At 72.4% G+C, this 17669-nt stretch carries 13 protein-coding genes; 4 read left to right on the plus strand and 9 right to left on the minus strand.

Annotated elements, in window-relative coordinates; all coding sequences use genetic code 11:
* The first annotated feature begins 7 nt into the window (after window positions 1–7).
* Window positions 8–841: a PaaX family transcriptional regulator C-terminal domain-containing protein gene (locus tag DBP14_RS06195; RefSeq protein WP_129306031.1), complete on the plus strand. Its 834-nt coding sequence runs from the start codon at window positions 8–10 to the stop codon at window positions 839–841.
* On the opposite strand, the gene DBP14_RS06200 is transcribed toward DBP14_RS06195, so the two are convergent.
* Together DBP14_RS06200 and DBP14_RS06205 are read right to left on the minus strand one after the other, a co-directional pair.
* Window positions 827–3163, minus strand: a complete 2337-nt coding sequence (locus tag DBP14_RS06200; protein ID WP_241740821.1) for a bifunctional salicylyl-CoA 5-hydroxylase/oxidoreductase — start codon at window positions 3161–3163, stop codon at window positions 827–829. The genes DBP14_RS06195 and DBP14_RS06200 overlap by 15 nt on opposite strands.
* A gap of 51 nt (window positions 3164–3214) precedes the next feature.
* A complete protein-coding gene (locus DBP14_RS06205) occupies window positions 3215–4042 on the minus strand; it encodes an enoyl-CoA hydratase family protein (RefSeq protein ID WP_129306033.1) in 828 nt (275 codons plus the stop codon).
* Window positions 4043–4377: 335 nt separating this feature from the next.
* Here DBP14_RS06205 and DBP14_RS06210 point away from each other — a divergent pair, with 335 nt between their 5' ends.
* A complete protein-coding gene (locus DBP14_RS06210; protein WP_129306034.1) occupies window positions 4378–4830 on the plus strand; it encodes an ATP-binding protein in 453 nt (150 codons plus the stop codon).
* On the opposite strand, the gene DBP14_RS06215 is transcribed toward DBP14_RS06210, so the two are convergent.
* From DBP14_RS06215 to DBP14_RS06225, 3 genes are all read right to left on the minus strand, one after another.
* Window positions 4790–6238, minus strand: coding sequence for an amino acid permease (locus DBP14_RS06215; protein WP_129306035.1), 1449 nt, complete (start codon window positions 6236–6238; stop codon window positions 4790–4792). The two genes, DBP14_RS06210 and DBP14_RS06215, sit on opposite strands and share 41 nt — an antisense overlap.
* A gap of 126 nt (window positions 6239–6364) precedes the next feature.
* Window positions 6365–7381: an ornithine carbamoyltransferase gene (gene argF / locus DBP14_RS06220; protein ID WP_129306036.1), complete on the minus strand. Its 1017-nt coding sequence runs from the start codon at window positions 7379–7381 to the stop codon at window positions 6365–6367.
* Window positions 7382–7481: 100 nt separating this feature from the next.
* The gene (locus DBP14_RS06225; RefSeq protein ID WP_129306037.1) at window positions 7482–8705 is read right to left on the minus strand and encodes an arginine deiminase; all 1224 of its coding nucleotides are present in this window, start codon (window positions 8703–8705) and stop codon (window positions 7482–7484) included.
* Window positions 8706–8834: 129 nt separating this feature from the next.
* On the opposite strand from DBP14_RS06225, the gene DBP14_RS06230 reads away from it, so the two are divergent.
* Both DBP14_RS06230 and DBP14_RS06235 read left to right on the plus strand, forming a co-directional pair.
* Entirely contained in the window at window positions 8835–9962 is a 1128-nt protein-coding gene (locus tag DBP14_RS06230; RefSeq protein WP_129306038.1) for an SPFH domain-containing protein, read from the plus strand.
* Window positions 9959–10852, plus strand: coding sequence for an NAD(+)/NADH kinase (locus DBP14_RS06235; protein ID WP_129306039.1), 894 nt, complete (start codon window positions 9959–9961; stop codon window positions 10850–10852). Before DBP14_RS06230 ends, DBP14_RS06235 begins: the two co-directional genes overlap by 4 nt.
* Window positions 10853–10950: 98 nt before the next feature.
* Here the strand turns inward: DBP14_RS06235 and DBP14_RS06240 are convergent, their stop codons facing one another.
* The 4 genes from DBP14_RS06240 to DBP14_RS06255 form a co-directional block, all read right to left on the minus strand.
* Window positions 10951–11490: a DUF5825 family protein gene (locus DBP14_RS06240; protein ID WP_129306040.1), complete on the minus strand. Its 540-nt coding sequence runs from the start codon at window positions 11488–11490 to the stop codon at window positions 10951–10953.
* On the minus strand, window positions 11487–13343 hold the full coding sequence (locus DBP14_RS06245) for a RiPP maturation radical SAM C-methyltransferase (protein ID WP_129306041.1): 1857 nt from the start codon (window positions 13341–13343) through the stop codon (window positions 11487–11489). The genes DBP14_RS06240 and DBP14_RS06245 overlap by 4 nt, the downstream gene beginning before the upstream one ends.
* 201 nt (window positions 13344–13544) lie before the next feature.
* Window positions 13545–16151: a polynucleotide kinase-phosphatase gene (locus tag DBP14_RS06250; protein ID WP_241740823.1), complete on the minus strand. Its 2607-nt coding sequence runs from the start codon at window positions 16149–16151 to the stop codon at window positions 13545–13547.
* Window positions 16148–17626, minus strand: coding sequence for a 3' terminal RNA ribose 2'-O-methyltransferase Hen1 (locus tag DBP14_RS06255; RefSeq protein WP_129306042.1), 1479 nt, complete (start codon window positions 17624–17626; stop codon window positions 16148–16150). The genes DBP14_RS06250 and DBP14_RS06255 overlap by 4 nt, the downstream gene beginning before the upstream one ends.
* Between the last annotated feature and the right edge of the window lie 43 nt (window positions 17627–17669).

Genomic DNA, 17669 nt, shown 5'->3' on the forward strand with positions numbered 1-17669 from the left:
ACCTAAAATGATCAACGTGACCGACCAGCACGCCCCCAGGTCCCTCATCGTCACGCTCTACGGCGCGTACGGCCGCTTCATGCCCGGCCCGGTACCCGTCGCCGAGCTGATCCGGCTGCTGGCCGCGGTCGGTGTGGACGCGCCCTCCGTGCGCTCCTCGGTGTCCCGGCTCAAACGCCGCGGCCTGCTGCGGCCCGCCCGCACCGCCGAGGGCGCCGCCGGGTACGAACTCTCCACCGAGGCCCGCCAGTTGCTCCAGGACGGCGACCGCCGCATCTACGCCACCGCGCCCGTCGAGGACGAGGGCTGGGTGCTCGCGGTGTTCTCCGTCCCGGAGTCGGAGCGGCAGAAGCGGCACGTGCTGCGCTCCCGGCTGTCCGGTCTGGGCTTCGGCACGGCGGCCCCCGGCGTGTGGATCGCCCCGGCCCGCCTGTACGAGGAGACCCGGCACACGTTGCGCCGGCTGGGCCTGGACCCGTACGTCGACTTCTTCCGCGGCGACCACCTGGGCTTCGCGCCCACCCCCGAGGCGGTCACCCGCTGGTGGGACCTGGCCGCGATCGCCAAGGAGCACGAACGCTTCCTGGACGCGCACGCGCCGGTCCTGCACGCCTGGCGGCAGCGCCCGGACACCCCGCCCGAGGAGGCCTACCGGGACTATCTCCTGGCCCTCGACTCCTGGCGCCACCTGCCCTACACCGACCCCGGGCTCCCGGCCGGCCTCCTCCCGGCCGACTGGCCGGGCACCCGCTCGGCAGCGGTGTTCCACGAGCTGCACGAGCGGCTGCGGGCGGCCGGGGCGGAGTTCGTGGGACCGGCGGGAGCCTCACAGGTCCAGTGACAGCCGGGGCTTGGGGGCGTCGGTGCGGCCCGTCTGCGGGCGGCGGCTGCCCGCCCGGTAGGGCGCCGGCCAGACGACGCCGGGGCCGTCGTAGCCCTGTTCGGCGGCGGCGTGCAGGGTCCAGTTCGGGTCGTACAGGTGCGGCCGGGCCAGCGCGCACAGGTCGGTCCGCCCGGCCAGGATCAGGGAGTTGACGTCGTCCCAGGAGGAGATCGCGCCGACGGCGATCACCGGGACGCCCGCCTCCTGCCGGATCCGGTCGGCGAACGGCGTCTGGTACGACCGCCCGAACTCCGGGCGCTCCTCCGCCACCACCTGCCCGGTGGACACGTCGATCGCGTCGGCGCCGTGCGCGGCGAAGGCGCGGGCGATCTCCACGGCGTCCTCGGCGCCGGTGCCGCCCTCGGCCCAGTCAGTGGCGGAGATCCGTACCGTCATGGGCCGCTCGGCCGGCCACACCTCGCGTACGGCGTCGAAGACCTCCAGCGGGAACCGCAGCCGCTTCTCCAGGGAGCCGCCGTAGGCGTCGGTGCGCCGGTTGGTCAGCGGGGAGAGGAAGCCGGAGAGCAGGTAGCCGTGCGCGCAGTGCAGTTCGAGCAGGTCGAAGCCGGCCCGCGCGGCGCGCCCGGCGGCCGACGCGAACTGCTCCCGGAGGTCCGTCAGTTGGGCACGGGTCAGTTCGCGCGGGGTCTGACCGCCCGGCTTGTACGGCAGCGGGGAGGCGGCCACCAGCGGCCAGTTGCCCTCGGGCAGCGGTTCGTCCATGCCCTCCCACATGAGCCGCGTCGACCCCTTGCGGCCGGAGTGCCCGAGCTGCACCCCGATCGCCGTGCCCGGCGCCTGCGCGTGCACGAAGTCGGTGATCCGCCGCCAGGCCTCGCCCTGCCGGCCGGTGTAGAGGCCGGTGCAGCCGGGGGTGATCCGGCCCTCCTCGCTCACGCACACCATCTCGGTCATGACGAGACCGGCGCCGCCGAGGGCACGGGCGCCCAGGTGGACGAGGTGGAAGTCGCCGGGCATGCCGTCGGTCGCGGAGTACATGTCCATCGGGGAGACGACGACCCGGTTGCGCAGGGTCAGGCCGCGCAGCCGGAACGGGGTGAACATCGGGGGCGTGCCCGGCGGACAGCCGAACTCGCGCTCCACGCTCTCGGTGAAGCGGGCGTCACGCAGCCGGAGGTTGTCGTGCGTGACGCGGCGGCTGCGGGTGAGCAGGTTGAACGCGAACTGGCGGGGCGGCTGGCCGAGATACAGGCCGAGGTTCTCGAACCACTCCAGGCTCGCGCGGGCGGCCCGCTGCGTGGAGGCGACGACGGGTTTGCGCTCCGCCTCGTATGCCGTGAGCGCGTCCGCCGTGCTCGGCTGTTCCTCCAGGCAGGCGGCGAGCGCGAGGGCGTCCTCGACGGCGAGTTTGGTACCGGAGCCGATGGAGAAGTGCGCGGTGTGCGCCGCGTCGCCGAGGAGGACGACATTGCCGTGCGACCAGCGTTCGTTGACCACCGTACGGAACGTGGTCCAGGCGGAGTTGTTGGAACGCAGGGGGCGACCGCGGAGCGCCTCGGCGAAGATCTTGGCGCAGTGGTCGATGGACTGCTGGGTGCTCAGCTCGTCGAATCCCGCCGCCCGCCAGACCTCTTCGCGCATCTCGACGATGACGGTGGAGGCGTCGGGTGCGTAGGGGTAGGCGTGGAGCTGCATCACGCCGTGCTCGGTCTCGGCGATCTCGAAGCGGAAGGCGTCGAACGCGAAGTCGGTGGCCAGCCAGATGTAGCGGCAGCGGTGTTCGGTGACGTGGGGGCGGAAGACGTCGGCGTAGGCCTCCCGGGTGGCGCTGCGGACGCCGTCGGCCGCGACGACGAGGTCGTGGGTCGCCGCGAGGTCGCCGGGCGGCGGTGCCTCGGTGGAGAAGTTCAGCTGGACGCCGAGGTCTTGGCAGCGGGCGTGCAGGATCTTCAGGAGGCGACGGCGGCCGAGGGCGGCGAAGCCGTGTCCTCCGGAGGTTTGGCGGGTGTCTCCGTGGACGATGTCGATGTCGTCCCAGCGGGTGAAGTGATTTTGGAGGGCCGTGTAGACCTGTGGGTCGGCGTGTTCGATGCCGCCGAGGGTTTCGTCGGAGAGGACGACCCCGAAGCCGAAGGTTTTGTCGGGGGGGTTGCGTTCCCACACGGTGATGTCTCTGGCCGGGTTGAGGCGTTTCAGCAGCGCGGCGGTGTAGAGGCCGCCTGGGCCACCGCCGAGGACCGCTATGCGTGGGGGGTGGTTCTGATTCATCGGCGGGTGCGGGTGCGTTGTGGTTGCTCGCGCCCCGCGGCGGAGCCGCATATCGACACTGCCCCGCGCCCCTGAGGTGGGTCGAGCTGAGGTTGGCATCAGCTACCTCCCGCTCCACTTCGGCGTGCGCTTCTCTGTGAAGGAGACGTGGAATTCCTTGTAGTCCTCGCCTGTCATCAGGAGTGCCTGGGTGGAGGCGTCCAGTTCGATGGAGGCGGCCAGGGGCATGTCGAGTTCGGAGGTGAGGAGGGCCTTGGTCTGGGCGTGGGCCAGGGCGGGGCCGTCGGCGAGGCGGCGGGCCAGGGCCGAGGCGGCCTCGTCGGCGCGGCCCTCCTCGGTGAGTTCGCTGATCAGGCCGATGCGCTCGGCCTCGGGGGCGCGGACCTGGTCGCCGAGCATCAGGAGGCGCGTGGCGTGGCCGAGGCCGACGACTCGGGGCAGCAGGTAGGCGGCGCCCATGTCGCCGCCGGAGAGGCCGACGCGGGTGAAGAGGAACGCGAAGCGGGTGCTCGGGTCGGCCACCCGGAAGTCGGAGGCGAGGGCGAGGACGGCACCGGCGCCGGCCGCGACGCCGTGGAGGGCGGCGATCACCGGGAACGGGCACTCGCGGACCGCCCGGACGACCTGGCCGGTCATCCGGTTGAAGTCGAGCAGCTGCGCGGTGTCCATGGACAGGGTGGCGCCGATGATCTCGTCGACGTCGCCGCCCGAGCAGAAGCCGCGGCCCTCGCCGGCCAGCACCAGGGCGCGCACGGACCGCTCGCGGGACAATTCGGCGAGCAGGTCGCGCAGGTCGGCGTAGGCGCCGAAGGTGAGGGCGTTGAGCTTGTCGGGGCGGGCGAGGGTGACGGTGGCGACGCCGTCGTCGAGCTTGACCCGCAGGTGCTCCCAGTCGGGGGTGCGGGCGGCGGAGCCGGTGAAGGGACTCATGACGTGCGGCCTCCCGGGCGGCGGTGCGTCACGTGCAGGGGGGGTGGTGCCTCACGGTGCTCTACCCCACGAAGTTATCACTTGTTTGTGACTGTCGTCATGATGGCGCGACAAGCAGGCCTCGCGCGGAGTGTGCCGGTGCGGCCGGTTCCGGTCACGGGCGTCACTGATCGTCGACAGCGCCGTAACAGTGGGGCCGGGCGGGCGAGGCGGGGCGTTCACGCGGGTAAGCCGCCCGGTACCGGGGTCGGAGGGCCTCGGTACGGTGCCCGGGCGACGGACTGTGCGGGCGGGCCCGTACCATTTCCACAGTCGAAAGCAGGACAGCCTGCTCCATGAACGGACTCGCCTTGCACGAACGCCCCACCGAACCGGCCTCCTGGCGCATCGCGCTGCCGCACACCACAGCGGCCGTACCGACGGCGCGTGCCCTGGTGCGGACGGCCCTCTCGGAGGGTGAGCACGCGGCCGACAGCGACACGGCGGAGCTGCTGACGGCGGAACTCGTGGCCAACGCGGTGGAGCACACCGCCGGGCGCGGCCCGATAGAGCTGGTGGTCCAGCTGCGGTCGGGCGGCTGCCAGGTCGAGGTGCACGACCCGGACCCGGCGCCGCCCGGTCATCTCACCCGCCCGGTGATCGAGGAGCCGGACGTGTGGGCCGAAGGCGGGCGCGGTCTGCTGCTGATCCGCGCCCTCAGCTCGTCGTGCGGTCACCGCCCCACCCCGCGGGGCAAGGCGGTGTGGTTCACACTGCCTGCGGTTCCCGCTCAGCGGCGTCCGCTGTGACCTCGGGGTCCGGCGTCCGGGCCAGGGTGGAGTGCCGGCGCCCGTAGGCGGCGTAGACGAGCAGGCCGGCCGCGAGGAAGCCCGCGAACTGGATCCAGGTGCGCCAGCCGGTCTCGTACATCAGGTACAGGCAGAAGCCGACGCCGAGCAGCGGCACGACCGGGTACAGCGGTACCCGGAAGCTGCGGGCGAGGCCCGGCTCCCGGCGGCGCAGCGCGAGCACGGCGATGTTGACCACGGCCATGATGGCGAGCGTTCCGATGGTGCACAGGTTCATCACGGCGTCCAGCGAGGCGAAGGCCGCGGGGAGCGCGAAGACGACCGCGACGATCAGCGTGCCGGCCACCGGGGTGGAGGTCCTCGGGTTCACCTTCTCGAAGACCCGCGGGATCAGGCCGTCGCGGGACATCGACATCAGGATGCGCGTCTGGCCGTACATCACGGCGAGGACGACGGAGGCGATGGCGACGACCGCTCCGAAGGCGATGACACCGCCGCCGACCGCGGAGCCGGTGACCTCGTTCACGACGTAGGACAGGGCGGCGGGGCGGCCCGCGACCTGATCGCCGCCGACGGCGCCGATCGCGGCGAGCGCGACCGCGCAGTACAGCAGGGTCACGATGCCCATGCAGACCATGATCGCGACCGGGATGTCCCGGCGGGGGTTCTTGGCCTCCTCACCGGCGGTGGTGATGGCGTCGAAGCCGATGTAGGAGAAGAACGCGGCCGTGGTGCCCGCGCCGATGCCGCCGAGGCCGGCCGGGGAGAACGGGGTGAGGTTGCCGTCCTTGAAGGCGCTGTAGCCGATGGCGCAGAAGGCCAGCAGGATGACGAGCTTGACCGCGGCCATGGCGGCGGTCGCCCGGGCGCTCTCGCGCACGCCGCGCACCAGCAGGACGGCGCCCATGGCGATGACGATCACGGCGGGCAGGTTGAGGATCCCGCCGTCGCCGGGGCCGGCGGACAGGGCCGCCGGGAGCTGCCATCCAATCAGGCTGTGCAGGAGCTCGTTGACGTACTGGCTCCAGCCGACCGCGACGGCCGAGATGGAGACGCCGTATTCCAGCAGCAGGCACCAGCCGACCAGGAAGGCGGTGGACTCGCCGAGACCGGCGTACGCGAAGGAGTACGAGGACCCGGAGACCGGGATCGCGCCGCCCAGCTCGGCGAAGGAGAAGGCGGTGAACACGCAGGTGATCGCGGCGAGCACGAAGGAGACGACCACGGCGGGGCCGGCCTGGGCGACGGAGTCGGAGAGGCCGACGAAGATGCCGGTGCCGACGATGGCGCCGACGCCGAAGCAGATGAGCTGGAAGAGGCCCATCGTGCGCTTGAGGCCGTGGCCGTCGCGGTCGGCGCCGGACTCGGCGATGAGCGCGCCGGGGGACTTGATGCGGGGAGCGGGCATGCGGGTGGTGCTCGTTTCTGGTGGTGCGGGCGACCGTGGTGGGGTCGCGGGCGGCGGCCGGAAGGGGTGGTTCCGGGCCGCCGGTCAGGATACGTGCTGATGGGGCCATGACGGCCGGGCGAGGGGCTACGAGGGCCGGGCCAGGGTCGCGACCAGGACCGCCTTGATGGTGTGCAGCCGGTTCTCGGCCTCGTCGAAGACGACCGAGTGCGCCGACTCGAAGACCTCGTCGGTGACCTCCAGGGAGTCCAGGCCGTGACGGGCGTGGATCTCGCGGCCGACCTTGGTGCCGAGGTCGTGGAAGGCCGGCAGGCAGTGCAGGAACTTCACGTCCGGGTTGCCGGTGGCCCGCAGGACGTCCATGGTCACGGCGTACGGCGCGAGGGCGGTGATGCGCTCGTCCCAGACCTCCTTGGGCTCGCCCATGGAGACCCAGACGTCGGTGGCGACGAAGTCGGCGCCGCGGACGCCGTCGGTGACGTCCTCGGTGAGCGTGATCGTGGCGCCGCTGCCCTCGGCCAGCTCGCGGGCGCGGGTCACGATCTCCTGGGCGGGCCAGTACTCCTTGGGCGCGACGATCCGCACGTCCATGCCGAGCAAGGCACCGGTGACCAGGTAGGAGTTGCCCATGTTGAAGCGGGCGTCCCCGAGGTAGGCGAACGCGATGTCCGTCAGCGGCTTGGCGCTGTGCTCGGTCATGGTGAGCACGTCGGCCAGCATCTGGGTGGGGTGCCAGTCGTCGGTGAGCCCGTTGTAGACGGGCACGCCCGCGTACGCGGCCAGTTCCTCGACACCGGCCTGGCTGTCGCCCCGGTACTCGATGGCGTCGAACATCCGGCCGAGGACGCGGGCGGTGTCCTTCACGGACTCCTTGTGCCCGATCTGCGACCCTGAGGGGTCCAGGCAGGTCGTGGAGGCACCCTGGTCGGCGGCGGCGACCTCGAACGCGCAGCGGGTGCGCGTCGAGGTCTTCTCGAAGATCAGGGCGATGTTGCGGCCGCGCAGGTACTGCGTCTCGCTCCCGGCCTTCTTGGCGGCCTTCAGCTCGACGGCCAGCTCGACCAGGCCGCGGAACTCCTCCTCGGTGAAGTCCAGCTCCTTGAGGAAGTGGCGGCCGGCGAGGGCGGTCGGGACTGTCGCCATGGGGGCGCTCCAGAGGTACGGGTAGCACGGACTCTGGAATTCTATACGATGTTCAGCATTTATATACACACCCCTGTGCCGTGCGCCGGGGTCGGTCCGCTCACACCGCCTCGCGCTCGACGGGACAGCTCATGCAGCGCGGGCCGCCCCTCCCCCGGCCCAGCTCGCTGCCCGGGATCTCGATCACCTCGATGCCCTGCTTGCGCAGGTGCGTGTTGGTGGTGGAGTTGCGTTCGTAGGCGACGACGACGCCCGGCTCCACCGCGAGGACGTTGCAGCCGTCGTCCCACTGCTCCCGCTCGGCCGCGTGCACGTCCTGGGTGGCGGTCAGGACGCGGATCTCGCCGAGCCCGAGGGCGGCGGCGATCGCGCGGTGCATGTGCTCCGGGGGATGGTCGGTGACCTTCAGCTCCCGGTCGCCGACACCCGGCTCGATCGTGTACGAGCGGAGCATGCCGAGACCGGCGTACTGGGTGAAGGTGTCCCCGTCCACCATGGTCATCACGGTGTCGAGGTGCATGAACGCCCGCCGCTTGGGCATGTCGAGCGCCACGATCGTCTTCGCGGAGCCGGACGCGAACAGTTTGTACGCCAGCATCTCCACGGCCTGCGGGGTGGTGCGCTCGCTCATACCGATGAGGACGGCGCCGTTGCCGATCACCAGGACGTCGCCGCCCTCGATGGTCGACGGGTAGTCGGCCTGCCCCCGGGACCAGACGTGGAACGTCTCCTCACGGAAGAGCGGGTGGTGCCGGTAGATGGCCTCGAAGTGCACGGTCTCCCGCTGCCGGGCCGGCATGCGCATCGCGTTGATGGAGACGCCGTCGTAGATCCACGCCGAGGTGTCGCGGGTGAAGAGGTGGTTGGGCAGCGGGCGCAACAGGAAGTCGTCCAGGTCCATGACGTGAAAGCGGACGGAGGCCGGTTCGGCGTGCGCGTCCAGGTACTCCCGCTTGGTCATGCCGCCGACCAGGGCCTCGGCCAGTTCGCGCGGGTCGAACCCGTCGAAGGCGGCGCGCAGGTGGTCGGTGGCGAGCGGGCCGTACTCCTTCTCGTCGAAGACCCGGTCCAGGACGAGCGCGCGGGCCTCCGGGATCGCCAGGGTCTCGTGGAGCAGGTCGCCGAAGAGGTGGACGGCGACGCCCCGGTCCCGCAGGACGTCGGCGAACCCGTCGTGCTCGGCGCGCGCCCGGCGCACCCAGAGCACGTCGTCGAAGAGCAGCGCGTCCTTGTTGCTGGGGGTGAGCCTTTTGAGCTCCAGGTCGGGCCGGTGGAGTATCACCCGGCGCAACCGCCCGGCCTCGGAGTCGACGTGGTATGCCATGCCTCCATCCTGGCCGCCCGGACGCGTGTTCACTCTCTCCTCGCGCGTTTCCGCCGCCACCCGTTTTCGTCTTCTTGACGAGAAATGGGGCGAGCATTTATCGTCCTAGTGACGAAAAGCGAGGTTCCCATGGCCGACATCACCCGGCGCCTGGGCTGGCGCCACCTGCGCGGCGCGCCCACGGCACACATCCGCCACCACCGCTCCGGCACGCTGGTCCACGACGGCCCCGGGCTCAGCTTCTGGTTCCGCCCGCTGACCGCCGCCCTCTCCGAGGTGCCGGTCGACGACCGGGAACTGGCGATGACGTTCCACGCCCGCACAGCCGACTTCCAGGACGTGGCGGTGCAGGCCACGGTCACCTACCGGATCGCCGATCCGGCCGTCGCCGCCGCCCGCCTGGACTTCTCCGTCGACCCGGACACGGGCGGCTGGCGCGGCACCCCGCTGGAGCAGCTCGGCACCCTGCTCACCGAGACGGCCCAGCAGCACGCGCTGGACGTCCTGGCCCGTACGCCCCTGTCGGCGGCCCTGGCCGACGGCGTCACCGCGGTCCGCGAACGGGTCGCCGCGGGGCTGGGCACGGAACCGCGGCTGCCCGCCACGGGCATCGAGATCGTCGCCGTCCGGGTCATGGCGCTGCGGCCGGAACCCGAGGTGGAGCGGGCGCTGCGCACCCCGGCCCGCGAGCAGATCCAGCAGGAGGCCGACCGGGCGACCTACGAGCGGCGCGCGGTGGCCGTCGAGCGCGAGCGGACCATCGCCGAGAACGAACTGGCCAGCCGCATCGAACTCGCCCGCCGCGAGGAACACCTGGTCGAACAGCGGGGCACCAACGCCCGCCGCGAGGCCGAGGAACAGGCGGCGGCCGACGCGGTACGCGCGGAGGCGGAGGCGGCCCGGTCGGTGACGCTCGCGGAAGCGGAGGCGGCACGGTCCGTGAAGCTGGCCGATGCGGAGGCCGCGCGGTCCCGGAAGCTGGCCGAGGCGGAGGCCGAGCGCGCGGTACGGGTCGCGCGGGCCGAGGCCGAGGGGGCGCGGGAAGTGGGTGCGGCGCGGGCCGAGGCGCAGGCCGCCTGGTTGCGGGTGCACGCCGACGCCGGGATCGACGGCGCTACGACACTGCGCGCGTCCACCGCCACACGGCTGGCGGAGAACCTCCCCCGCATCGACAGCGTGACCGTCTCGCCGGACGTGCTGACGGGGCTGCTCACCCGGCTGGGTGCCTCGCCGGCGCCCGCGGGGACAGCGGAATGAGCCTCGCGCCGCGCGCCGTGCTGGTCCGGCGCACCACGGAGTACGAGGAGCTGGTGGCCCGGCACGGCACGCACGGGCAGGCCGCCTTCTTCCTCGCCTCCCGGGGCCGCGACATCGAGGAGGTCACCGACCGCCACCGCCGGACCCGCCGGGCCCTGGCCGAGGTGGCCTCCGCGGTGCCGACCGGCTGGCGGCAGGCCCAGGTGGAACGGGCCGACCTGGACCGCTTCCTGTTCGCCCCGGAGGACGTCGTCGTGGTCGTCGGCCAGGACGGGCTGGTCGCCAACACCGCCAAGTACCTCACCGGCCAGCCCGTGATCGGCATCGACACCGATCCCGGCCGCAACCCCGGCGTGCTGGTACGGCACCGCGCGCGGGACGCGGCGGCCCTGCTGGCCGCGCTGCCCGCCACCGCCGTGGACGAACTCACCATGGTCGAGGCCGTCGCCGACGACACCCAGCGGCTGGTCGCCCTCAACGAGATCTACCTGGGCATGCCCGGCCACCAGACCGCCCGCTACCGCCTGGGCCTCGACGAGTACGGGGGTGCCGTCGAGGCCCAGGCCTCCTCCGGGGTGCTGGTGGGAACCGGAACCGGTGCGACCGGGTGGCTGCGGTCGGTGTGGCAGGAGCGGGGCGGGGCGCTAGCGCTGCCTTCGCCGACGGAGGAGAGGTTGGTGTGGTTCGTCCGGGAGGCGTGGCCGTCGCCGGCTACGGGGACGTCACTGGTCTCCGGTGAGCTTTCCGCCGGCGCGGGGCTGACGGTGACGGTGGAGTCGGACCGCCTCATCGCCTTCGGCGACGGGATGGAGAGCGACTCGCTGCAACTGAGCTGGGGACAACGGGTTCGGGTAGGAGTATGTACGGAACGCCTACGACTCGCGGGATGAGCCGCGCCCCAAAGGGGCGCGGGGCCGTATCGATGTGCGGCTCCGCCGCGTGGGCGCGACCAGCCCCCACCGGCCGGCACCTCCACACAACACACGTCTTAGACCTCCGTGCACGGAACCGGCCAGCGGCGGGCTCTCGGGGGCAGGGCCACAGCCCACCCACCGCTCACCAGAACCAGTCGCTCTGCGGTCAGCAACTCCGTCGCCTGCCGTTCATCGGCGTCCAACTCGTCGAGAGACACCGGCTCCTGGAGGCGGCGGAATGTCGCCAGCAGGACCGGGTGGTCCAGGGTCAGGCGGGTTGCCGTGCCCGAGGTGCGGCGGTCCATGAGCGTGCAGAACTCCGGGCCGCGTCGGTAGTAGAGGAGGCCGTAGGAGTACGCCGACTGCCATGACGCCAACTGAGCTGGCAGGTCAGGGAATTCGAGGGGCGGCTGGAGGTGGTGCAGCAGCGCCGTGTCGTACGACGGGTGGCCCGCCGCCCGCCAGTTCACCTTCAGCGCTCGGCCCTGGCACTCGCGCAGGAAGCGGACCGCCTCGCAGGTCTCGCGGCCCGCGCCCGCCAGGTCCAGTGGGTCGGTGATCTCGACGCCGCGGCCGGTGAGGCGGTGGGCGGCGGTCGTGGGAAGCTCCATCATGCGAGCGTCTCCGTGCTCTCGGGCAGCCGTACCGGTTCGCCCCAGGTGGGGAGGGAGACGTAGGTGTGTCCGTCGCGGAACAGCAGGCCCAGGGTCAGGGCGTGGTGGAGCCAGGTGTCGAGGGTGCCGGACGGGACCTCGTGGCCGTCCGCTGTGAGCAGCCGGTGCAGGGCGGGGGCGGTGCGGCCGGCGTCCAGGTGGCGGAGGGCGTCGGCGTGCCAGCCGGTGAGGCGGTGGGTGGCCGGGGTGCGGCCGTGCCGGGTGTCGTGGACCAGCAGGTCGGTGCCGTCGTCCTCGTAGAGCAGGCGGGAGTGCGCGTGGCCGACCCGCCAGTCGGCCACGGCCTCGGTGAGCCGTTGCTCGGCCTCGCCGGAGATGCCCGCGTCCTCGGTGTCGAACAGGTAGACCAGGTCGGTGAGTTCGTGCTCGGGGAGGTCGTAGACGTGCTGGTACATCTCGGCGGGCCGGCGCTTGCCGAAACCCAGGCCGGGGTCGGTGAAGTGGGGGCTGAACCGCTCCAGTTGGATGCGGTGGGCGCCGCTCGGCGGCTGGAGGTGGACCAGGGCGGGGAGCTGGTCGATGACCGGGGCGTAGTCCTCGGCCCGTTCGCCGGGGAAGCCGTAGAGGAGGTTCCAGGAGCAGGTCAGCGCGTGGTTCTCGCACTCGCGCAGGGTGCGGACGTTGCGGGCGCCGGTGACGCCCTTGTCCATGAGGTCCAGGACCCTGCTGCCCAGGCTCTCGATGCCGGGCTGGATGTGCACGGTGCCCGAGTCGGAGAGGAGGCGGAGCTGGTCCGGGGTGAGGTTGGACTTGACCTCGTAGTGCAGCCGCAGGTCCCAGCCGCTGTCGACGACGCGGGGCAGGAAGTCGCGGAAGTAGGCCATGTCGATGATGTTGTCGACGGTGACGATGTCGAGGATGCGGTGGCGGCGGACGAGGCGGTCGATCTCCTGCCAGAGCCGCTCGCCGGGCTTGGCGCGGAACGCCATGGCGGAGCCGTTGAGCCCGCAGAACGTGCAGTGGTGCTTCTCTCCCCACCAGCAGCCGCGGGCGCCCTCGACGACCAGTTTGGGGTGGACGTACTCACGGACCGGGGAGGCGTCCAGGGCGGTCTGCCACTGGTCGTAGTCGGGTGCGGGGATGTCGGCGGGCGCCACGGTCCGGCGGGACTCGGGGTTCGCCCGGGACACCGGGCCGTCCCACCAGCACAGGCCGGGCACGTCCGCGGGCGCGGTGCCGGCGTCGAGGTGGCGCAGCAGTGCCGGTAAGGCGTACTCGCCCTCGCCGCGCACCACGTGGTCCACGAAGGGGTGGTTGCGGTGCAGGGCGTGGCCCATGGGACCGTCGCAGTTGGCGCCGCCGAACACCACCGTCAACTCCGGCCTTCTTCGCTTGAGTTCGCGGGCGAGGGCGAGGGAGGGGACGTTCTGCATGAACGTGGTGGTGAATCCGACGACGTCCGGTTCGGCGGCCAGCACCTCGGTGGCGCACTCCGCGACGAAGTCCTCGGCGTAGGGGCGCATGGCGACGGCGGTGTCGACGGGGACGCCGCGGTCGGCCGCGTAGGCGCGGAGCCGGGCGAGGCCCCAGCCGGGGTCGTCGTACAGGGCGCCGGAGAAGACCCAGTCGCCGAGGCCGTGGAAGATCGCGTCGCTGCCGACGGCCACGCAGTCGCCGGGCCGCAGCCGGCCGGCGGAGCGCTCCAGCAGGAACTCCGCCCAGCGCAGGGAGCCGTGGAACTCGGTGACCTCGTCCGCGGGGCGGGCCTCGCGCACGACGCGGTGCAGCAGGCCGAGTTGGAGGGAGGGGAGGTCGAGGGGATGCCAGGGCATCGTGACCAGGTGAACGCGCATGTTCAGCGGGTCGGCCGCTTCTCCAGGATCGCCGGGCGGCGGCTGGTGCTGCGGTCCTCCCGGACCACGACCTTCTTGATCTCCACGTCCCCTGCTCCCCTCAGCACGCGAACACCCTTGTGCCGCACGGCCGTCCACCATATGGACAGACGGTGTGCGGCACAAGGGCGTTCTGTGCCGACCTGCCGGCCGGGGGCTGGCCTAAAGACGCGGGTCGACGGGCTCCGACTCCAGGGCTAGCACCCCGAAGACGGCTTCGTGCACCCGCCACAGCGGCTCGCCGTCGGCCAGCCGGTCCAGGGCCTCCAGGCCGAGCGCGTACTCACGGATCGCCAGCGACCGCTTGTGGTTCAGGAACCGCTGCCGCAGCCGGGCGAGGTTGTCGGGGCGCGTGTACTCCGGGCCGTAGATGATGCGGAGGTACTCGCGGCCCCGGCACTTGATGCCGGGCTGCACGAGCCGCCCCTGCGGGCTGCGGACCAGCGCGCCGACCGGCTTGACGACCATGCCCTCGCCGCCGCGACCGGTCATCTCCAGCCACCAGTCGACGCCCGCCCGGACGGACTCCGGGTCGCCGGTGTCGACGTACAGGCGGCGGGTGGTCTGCAGCAGGCCGGTGCCGTCGTGCTCCACCAGCCGGTCGATCAGGGCCAGTTGCTCGTCGTGCGGGAGGCCGGCGAGGCTGCGGCCCTGGGCGGCCAGGATCTGGAAGGGGGCCAGCCGGACTCCGTCGAGGCCGTCGGTGGTCCAGCAGTAGCGGCGGTAGGCGTCGGTGAACGCGGCGGCGTCGGCGGCGCGTTCCCGCTGCCGGGTCAGCAGCGCGGCCACGTCGACACCCCGTGCGGTGGCGCCCTCCAGGGCGGTGAGCGCGTCCGGGAACACCGCGCCGGAGGCGGCGCCCACGGCCGCGTACTGGCTGCGGAGCAGACCGGACGCCTTCAGCGACCACGGCATCAGCTCGGCGTCCAGCAGCAGCCAGTCGGTGCCCAGTTCGTCCCACAGTCCGGCCTCGCCGATCGCCGCGCGCAGCCGGCCGAGGATCTCCTCGGTGACCCGCGCGTCGTCGAAGAACGGCCGCCCGGTACGGGTGTAGAGGGAGCCGGTGGGGCCCGCCTCGACGCCGAACCGCCCGCCCGCGGCCTCCGTGTCCCGGCACACCAGGGCCACCGCGCGCGAGCCCATGTGCTTCTCCTCGCACACGACCCGCTCGACGCCGTCCCCGGCGTACTGCGCGAACGCCTCCACCGGGTGCTCCAAGTAGCCCTCGATGTGCGAGGTAGCCGTGGGCGCCATGGTCGGCGGCAGGTAGGGCAGCAGGCGCGGGTCGGTGGCGAAGCGGCTCATGACCTCCAGGGCCGCCGCCGCGTTCTCCTCGCGGACCGCGACGCGGCCGGCGTGCCGGGTCTCCACGGCCCGGCGGCCGTACACGTCGGCCAGGTCCAGCGGCCGTCCGTCGTGGCCGCCGGGCGCCTCGGTGCGCAGCGGCCGGGCCGGCTCGTACCAGACCTTCTCGGCCGGTACGTCGACCAGTTCGCGCTCCGGCCAGCGCAGCGCGGTCAGCTTGCCGCCGAAGACGGCACCGGTGTCCAGGCAGATGGTGTTGTTCAGCCAGGTGGCCTCCGGCACCGGGGTGTGGCCGTAGACGACGGCCGCGCGGCCCCGGTAGTCCTCGGCCCACGGGTAGCGCACGGGGAGGCCGAACTCGTCGGTCTCGCCGGTGGTCTCGCCGTACAGGGCGTGGCTGCGGACGCGGCCGGAGGTGCGGCCGTGGTACTTCTCGGGCAGGCCTGCGTGGCAGACGACCAGTCTGCCGCCGTCGAGCACGTAGTGGCTGACCAGGCCCTCCAGGAAGCGGCGGACCTCGGTCTTGAACTCCTCGGTCTCGCCCTCCATCTGGGCGATGGTCTCGGCGAGCCCGTGGGTGTGCTGGACGCCTCGGCCCTTGAGGTAGCGGCCGTACTTGTTCTCGTGGTTGCCGGGCACGCACAGCGCGGTCCCGGCCTTCACCATGGCCATCACCCGGCGCAGCACGCCGGGGGTGTCCGGGCCGCGGTCGACGAGGTCGCCGACGAACACGGCGGTACGGCCCTCGGGGTGAACGCCGTCCACATAGCCCAGCTTGGCGAGCAGGGCCTCCAGTTCGGCGGCGCAGCCGTGGATGTCGCCGATGATGTCGAAGGGGCCGGTGAGGTGGGTCAGGTCGTTGAACCGCTTCTCGGTGACGAGGGTGGCCCGCTCGACCTCCTCGACGCCGCGCAGGACGTGCACCTTGCGGAAGCCCTCGCGCTCCAGGTGCCGTAGCGAGCGGCGGAGTTCGCGGGTGTGACGCTGGATGACCCGGCGGGGCATGTCGGCGCGGTCGGTGCGGGCCGCGTTGCGTTCGGCGCACACCTCCTCGGGCACGTCGAGCACGATGGCGATGGGCAGCACGTCGTGCTCGCGTGCCAGCTCGATGAGCCGGCGGCGGCTGTCCTGCTGCACGCTGGTGGCGTCGACGACGGTGCGGCGGCCGGCGGCGAGCCGCTTGCCGGCGATGTAGTGCAGGACGTCGAAGGCGTCCCGGGTGGCGCTCTGGTCGTTCTCGTCGTCGGAGACGAGGCCGCGGCAGAAATCGGAAGAGATCACCTCGGTGGGCTTGAAGTGCCGTCGGGCGAACGTGGACTTGCCGGAGCCGGAGGCGCCGACGAGGACGACGAGGGAGAGGTCGGTGACGGGCAGCACCCGGCCGGCCGCCGCCGCCTGGGTGGCCCCCTCGGTCCCGATGGTCGTCTCGGTGGTCGTCCTGGTGGTCTCGCGTGCCTCGGTCATGCTGCCTTCGCCTCCTTCTCCTTCTCGTGCTGTTCGGTCTCCAGGGTGAACACGGCCATCTGGGTGGGCGGCCCGACCTCGGGGTCGTCGGGGCCCACGGGCCGGAACGCGACGCCGTAGCCGTGCCGTCCGGCCACGGTCGCGGCCCAGGTGCGGAACTCCTCGCGGGTCCACTCGAAGCGGTGGTCGCCGTGCCGGACATGCCCGGCGGGGAGGGTCTCCCAGCGGACGTTGTACTCGACGTTCGGGGTGGTCACGACGACCGTGCGCGGACGCGCGGCGCCGAAGACGGCGTACTCCAGGGCGGGCAGCCGGGGCAGGTCGAGGTGCTCGATCACCTCGCTGAGCACGGCGGCGTCGTAGCCCTTCAGGCGCTTGTCGGTGTAGGCGAGCGAGCCCTGGAAGAGGGTGACGCGGGACGCCTGCCGCTCCCCCATGCGGTCCAGCTTCAGCCGGCGGGAGGCGATGGTGAGGGCGCGCACGGAGACGTCCACGCCGACGATCTCGGTGTACCGCACGTCCTTGAGCAGCGCCTGCACCAGCTGGCCCTGGCCGCAGCCGAGGTCCAGGACGCGGGCGGCGCTGGACTCGCGGAGGGCGTCGAGGATGGCCTCCCTGCGCTGTACGGCGAGCGGGGTGGGCCTCTCCTCGGCCTCGGTGTCCTCCTCGACGGCGTTGTCGATGGACTCGACCTCGCTGTCGTCGGCCTCGGCGAGCCGCACCAGTTCGAGGCGCTCCATGGCCTGCCGGGTCAGCGACCAGCGGCGGGACAGGTACCGGCTGGTGATCAGCTTCTGCTCCGGGTGGCCGGGCAGCCAGCCCTCGCCGGCGCGCAGCAGCTTGTCGACCTCGTCGGCGGAGACCCAGTAGTGCTTGGCGTCGTCGAGGACGGGCAGCAGCACGTACAGGTGGCGCAGGGCCTCGGCGAGGGTCAGCGTGCCGGCTTCCAGGACCAGCCGGACGTAGCGCGAGTCGCCCCACTCCGGGAACGCGGTGTCCAGCGGGACGGGTGTGACGTCCACCGTCCAGCCGAGCGGCTCGAACAGCCGGCGTACGAGGGCTGCGCCGCCGCGGGCGGGCAGCACGGGCACCTCGACGCGCAGCGGCAGCGGGGCCGCGGCCAGCTCGGGGCGGGCCTTGCAGACGCCCCGCATCGCGCTGGAGAAGACGTTGCTCACCGCGACGGCCAGCAGCGAGGAGGCGGCGTAGGGCCGGTCGTTGACGTACTGGGCGAGCGCCGCGTCGGGTGCCCCGCCGCGGCCCTTGCCCTTGCCCCGCCGGACCAGCGCCACCGTATCGACCTCCAGCAGCAGCGCGGCCGTGCACCGCTCGGGCCCCGCCTCGGGGTAGAAGACGTGCGCGGGGCCGTGCGAGGTGGAGAAGGTCTGCACCTTGTCGGGGTGCTTGTGCAGCAGGTACCCCAGGTCGGTGGCCGGGTTCACCGCCGTGCCTGTGGTGGAGATGGTCACGAACATGCGGCCGATTCTTCCCTGGCGGACACCCCGCCGACCACCCTGT

Source organism: Streptomyces sp. L2 (assembly GCF_004124325.1).
In the GTDB taxonomy this organism is placed as follows: domain Bacteria; phylum Actinomycetota; class Actinomycetes; order Streptomycetales; family Streptomycetaceae; genus Streptomyces.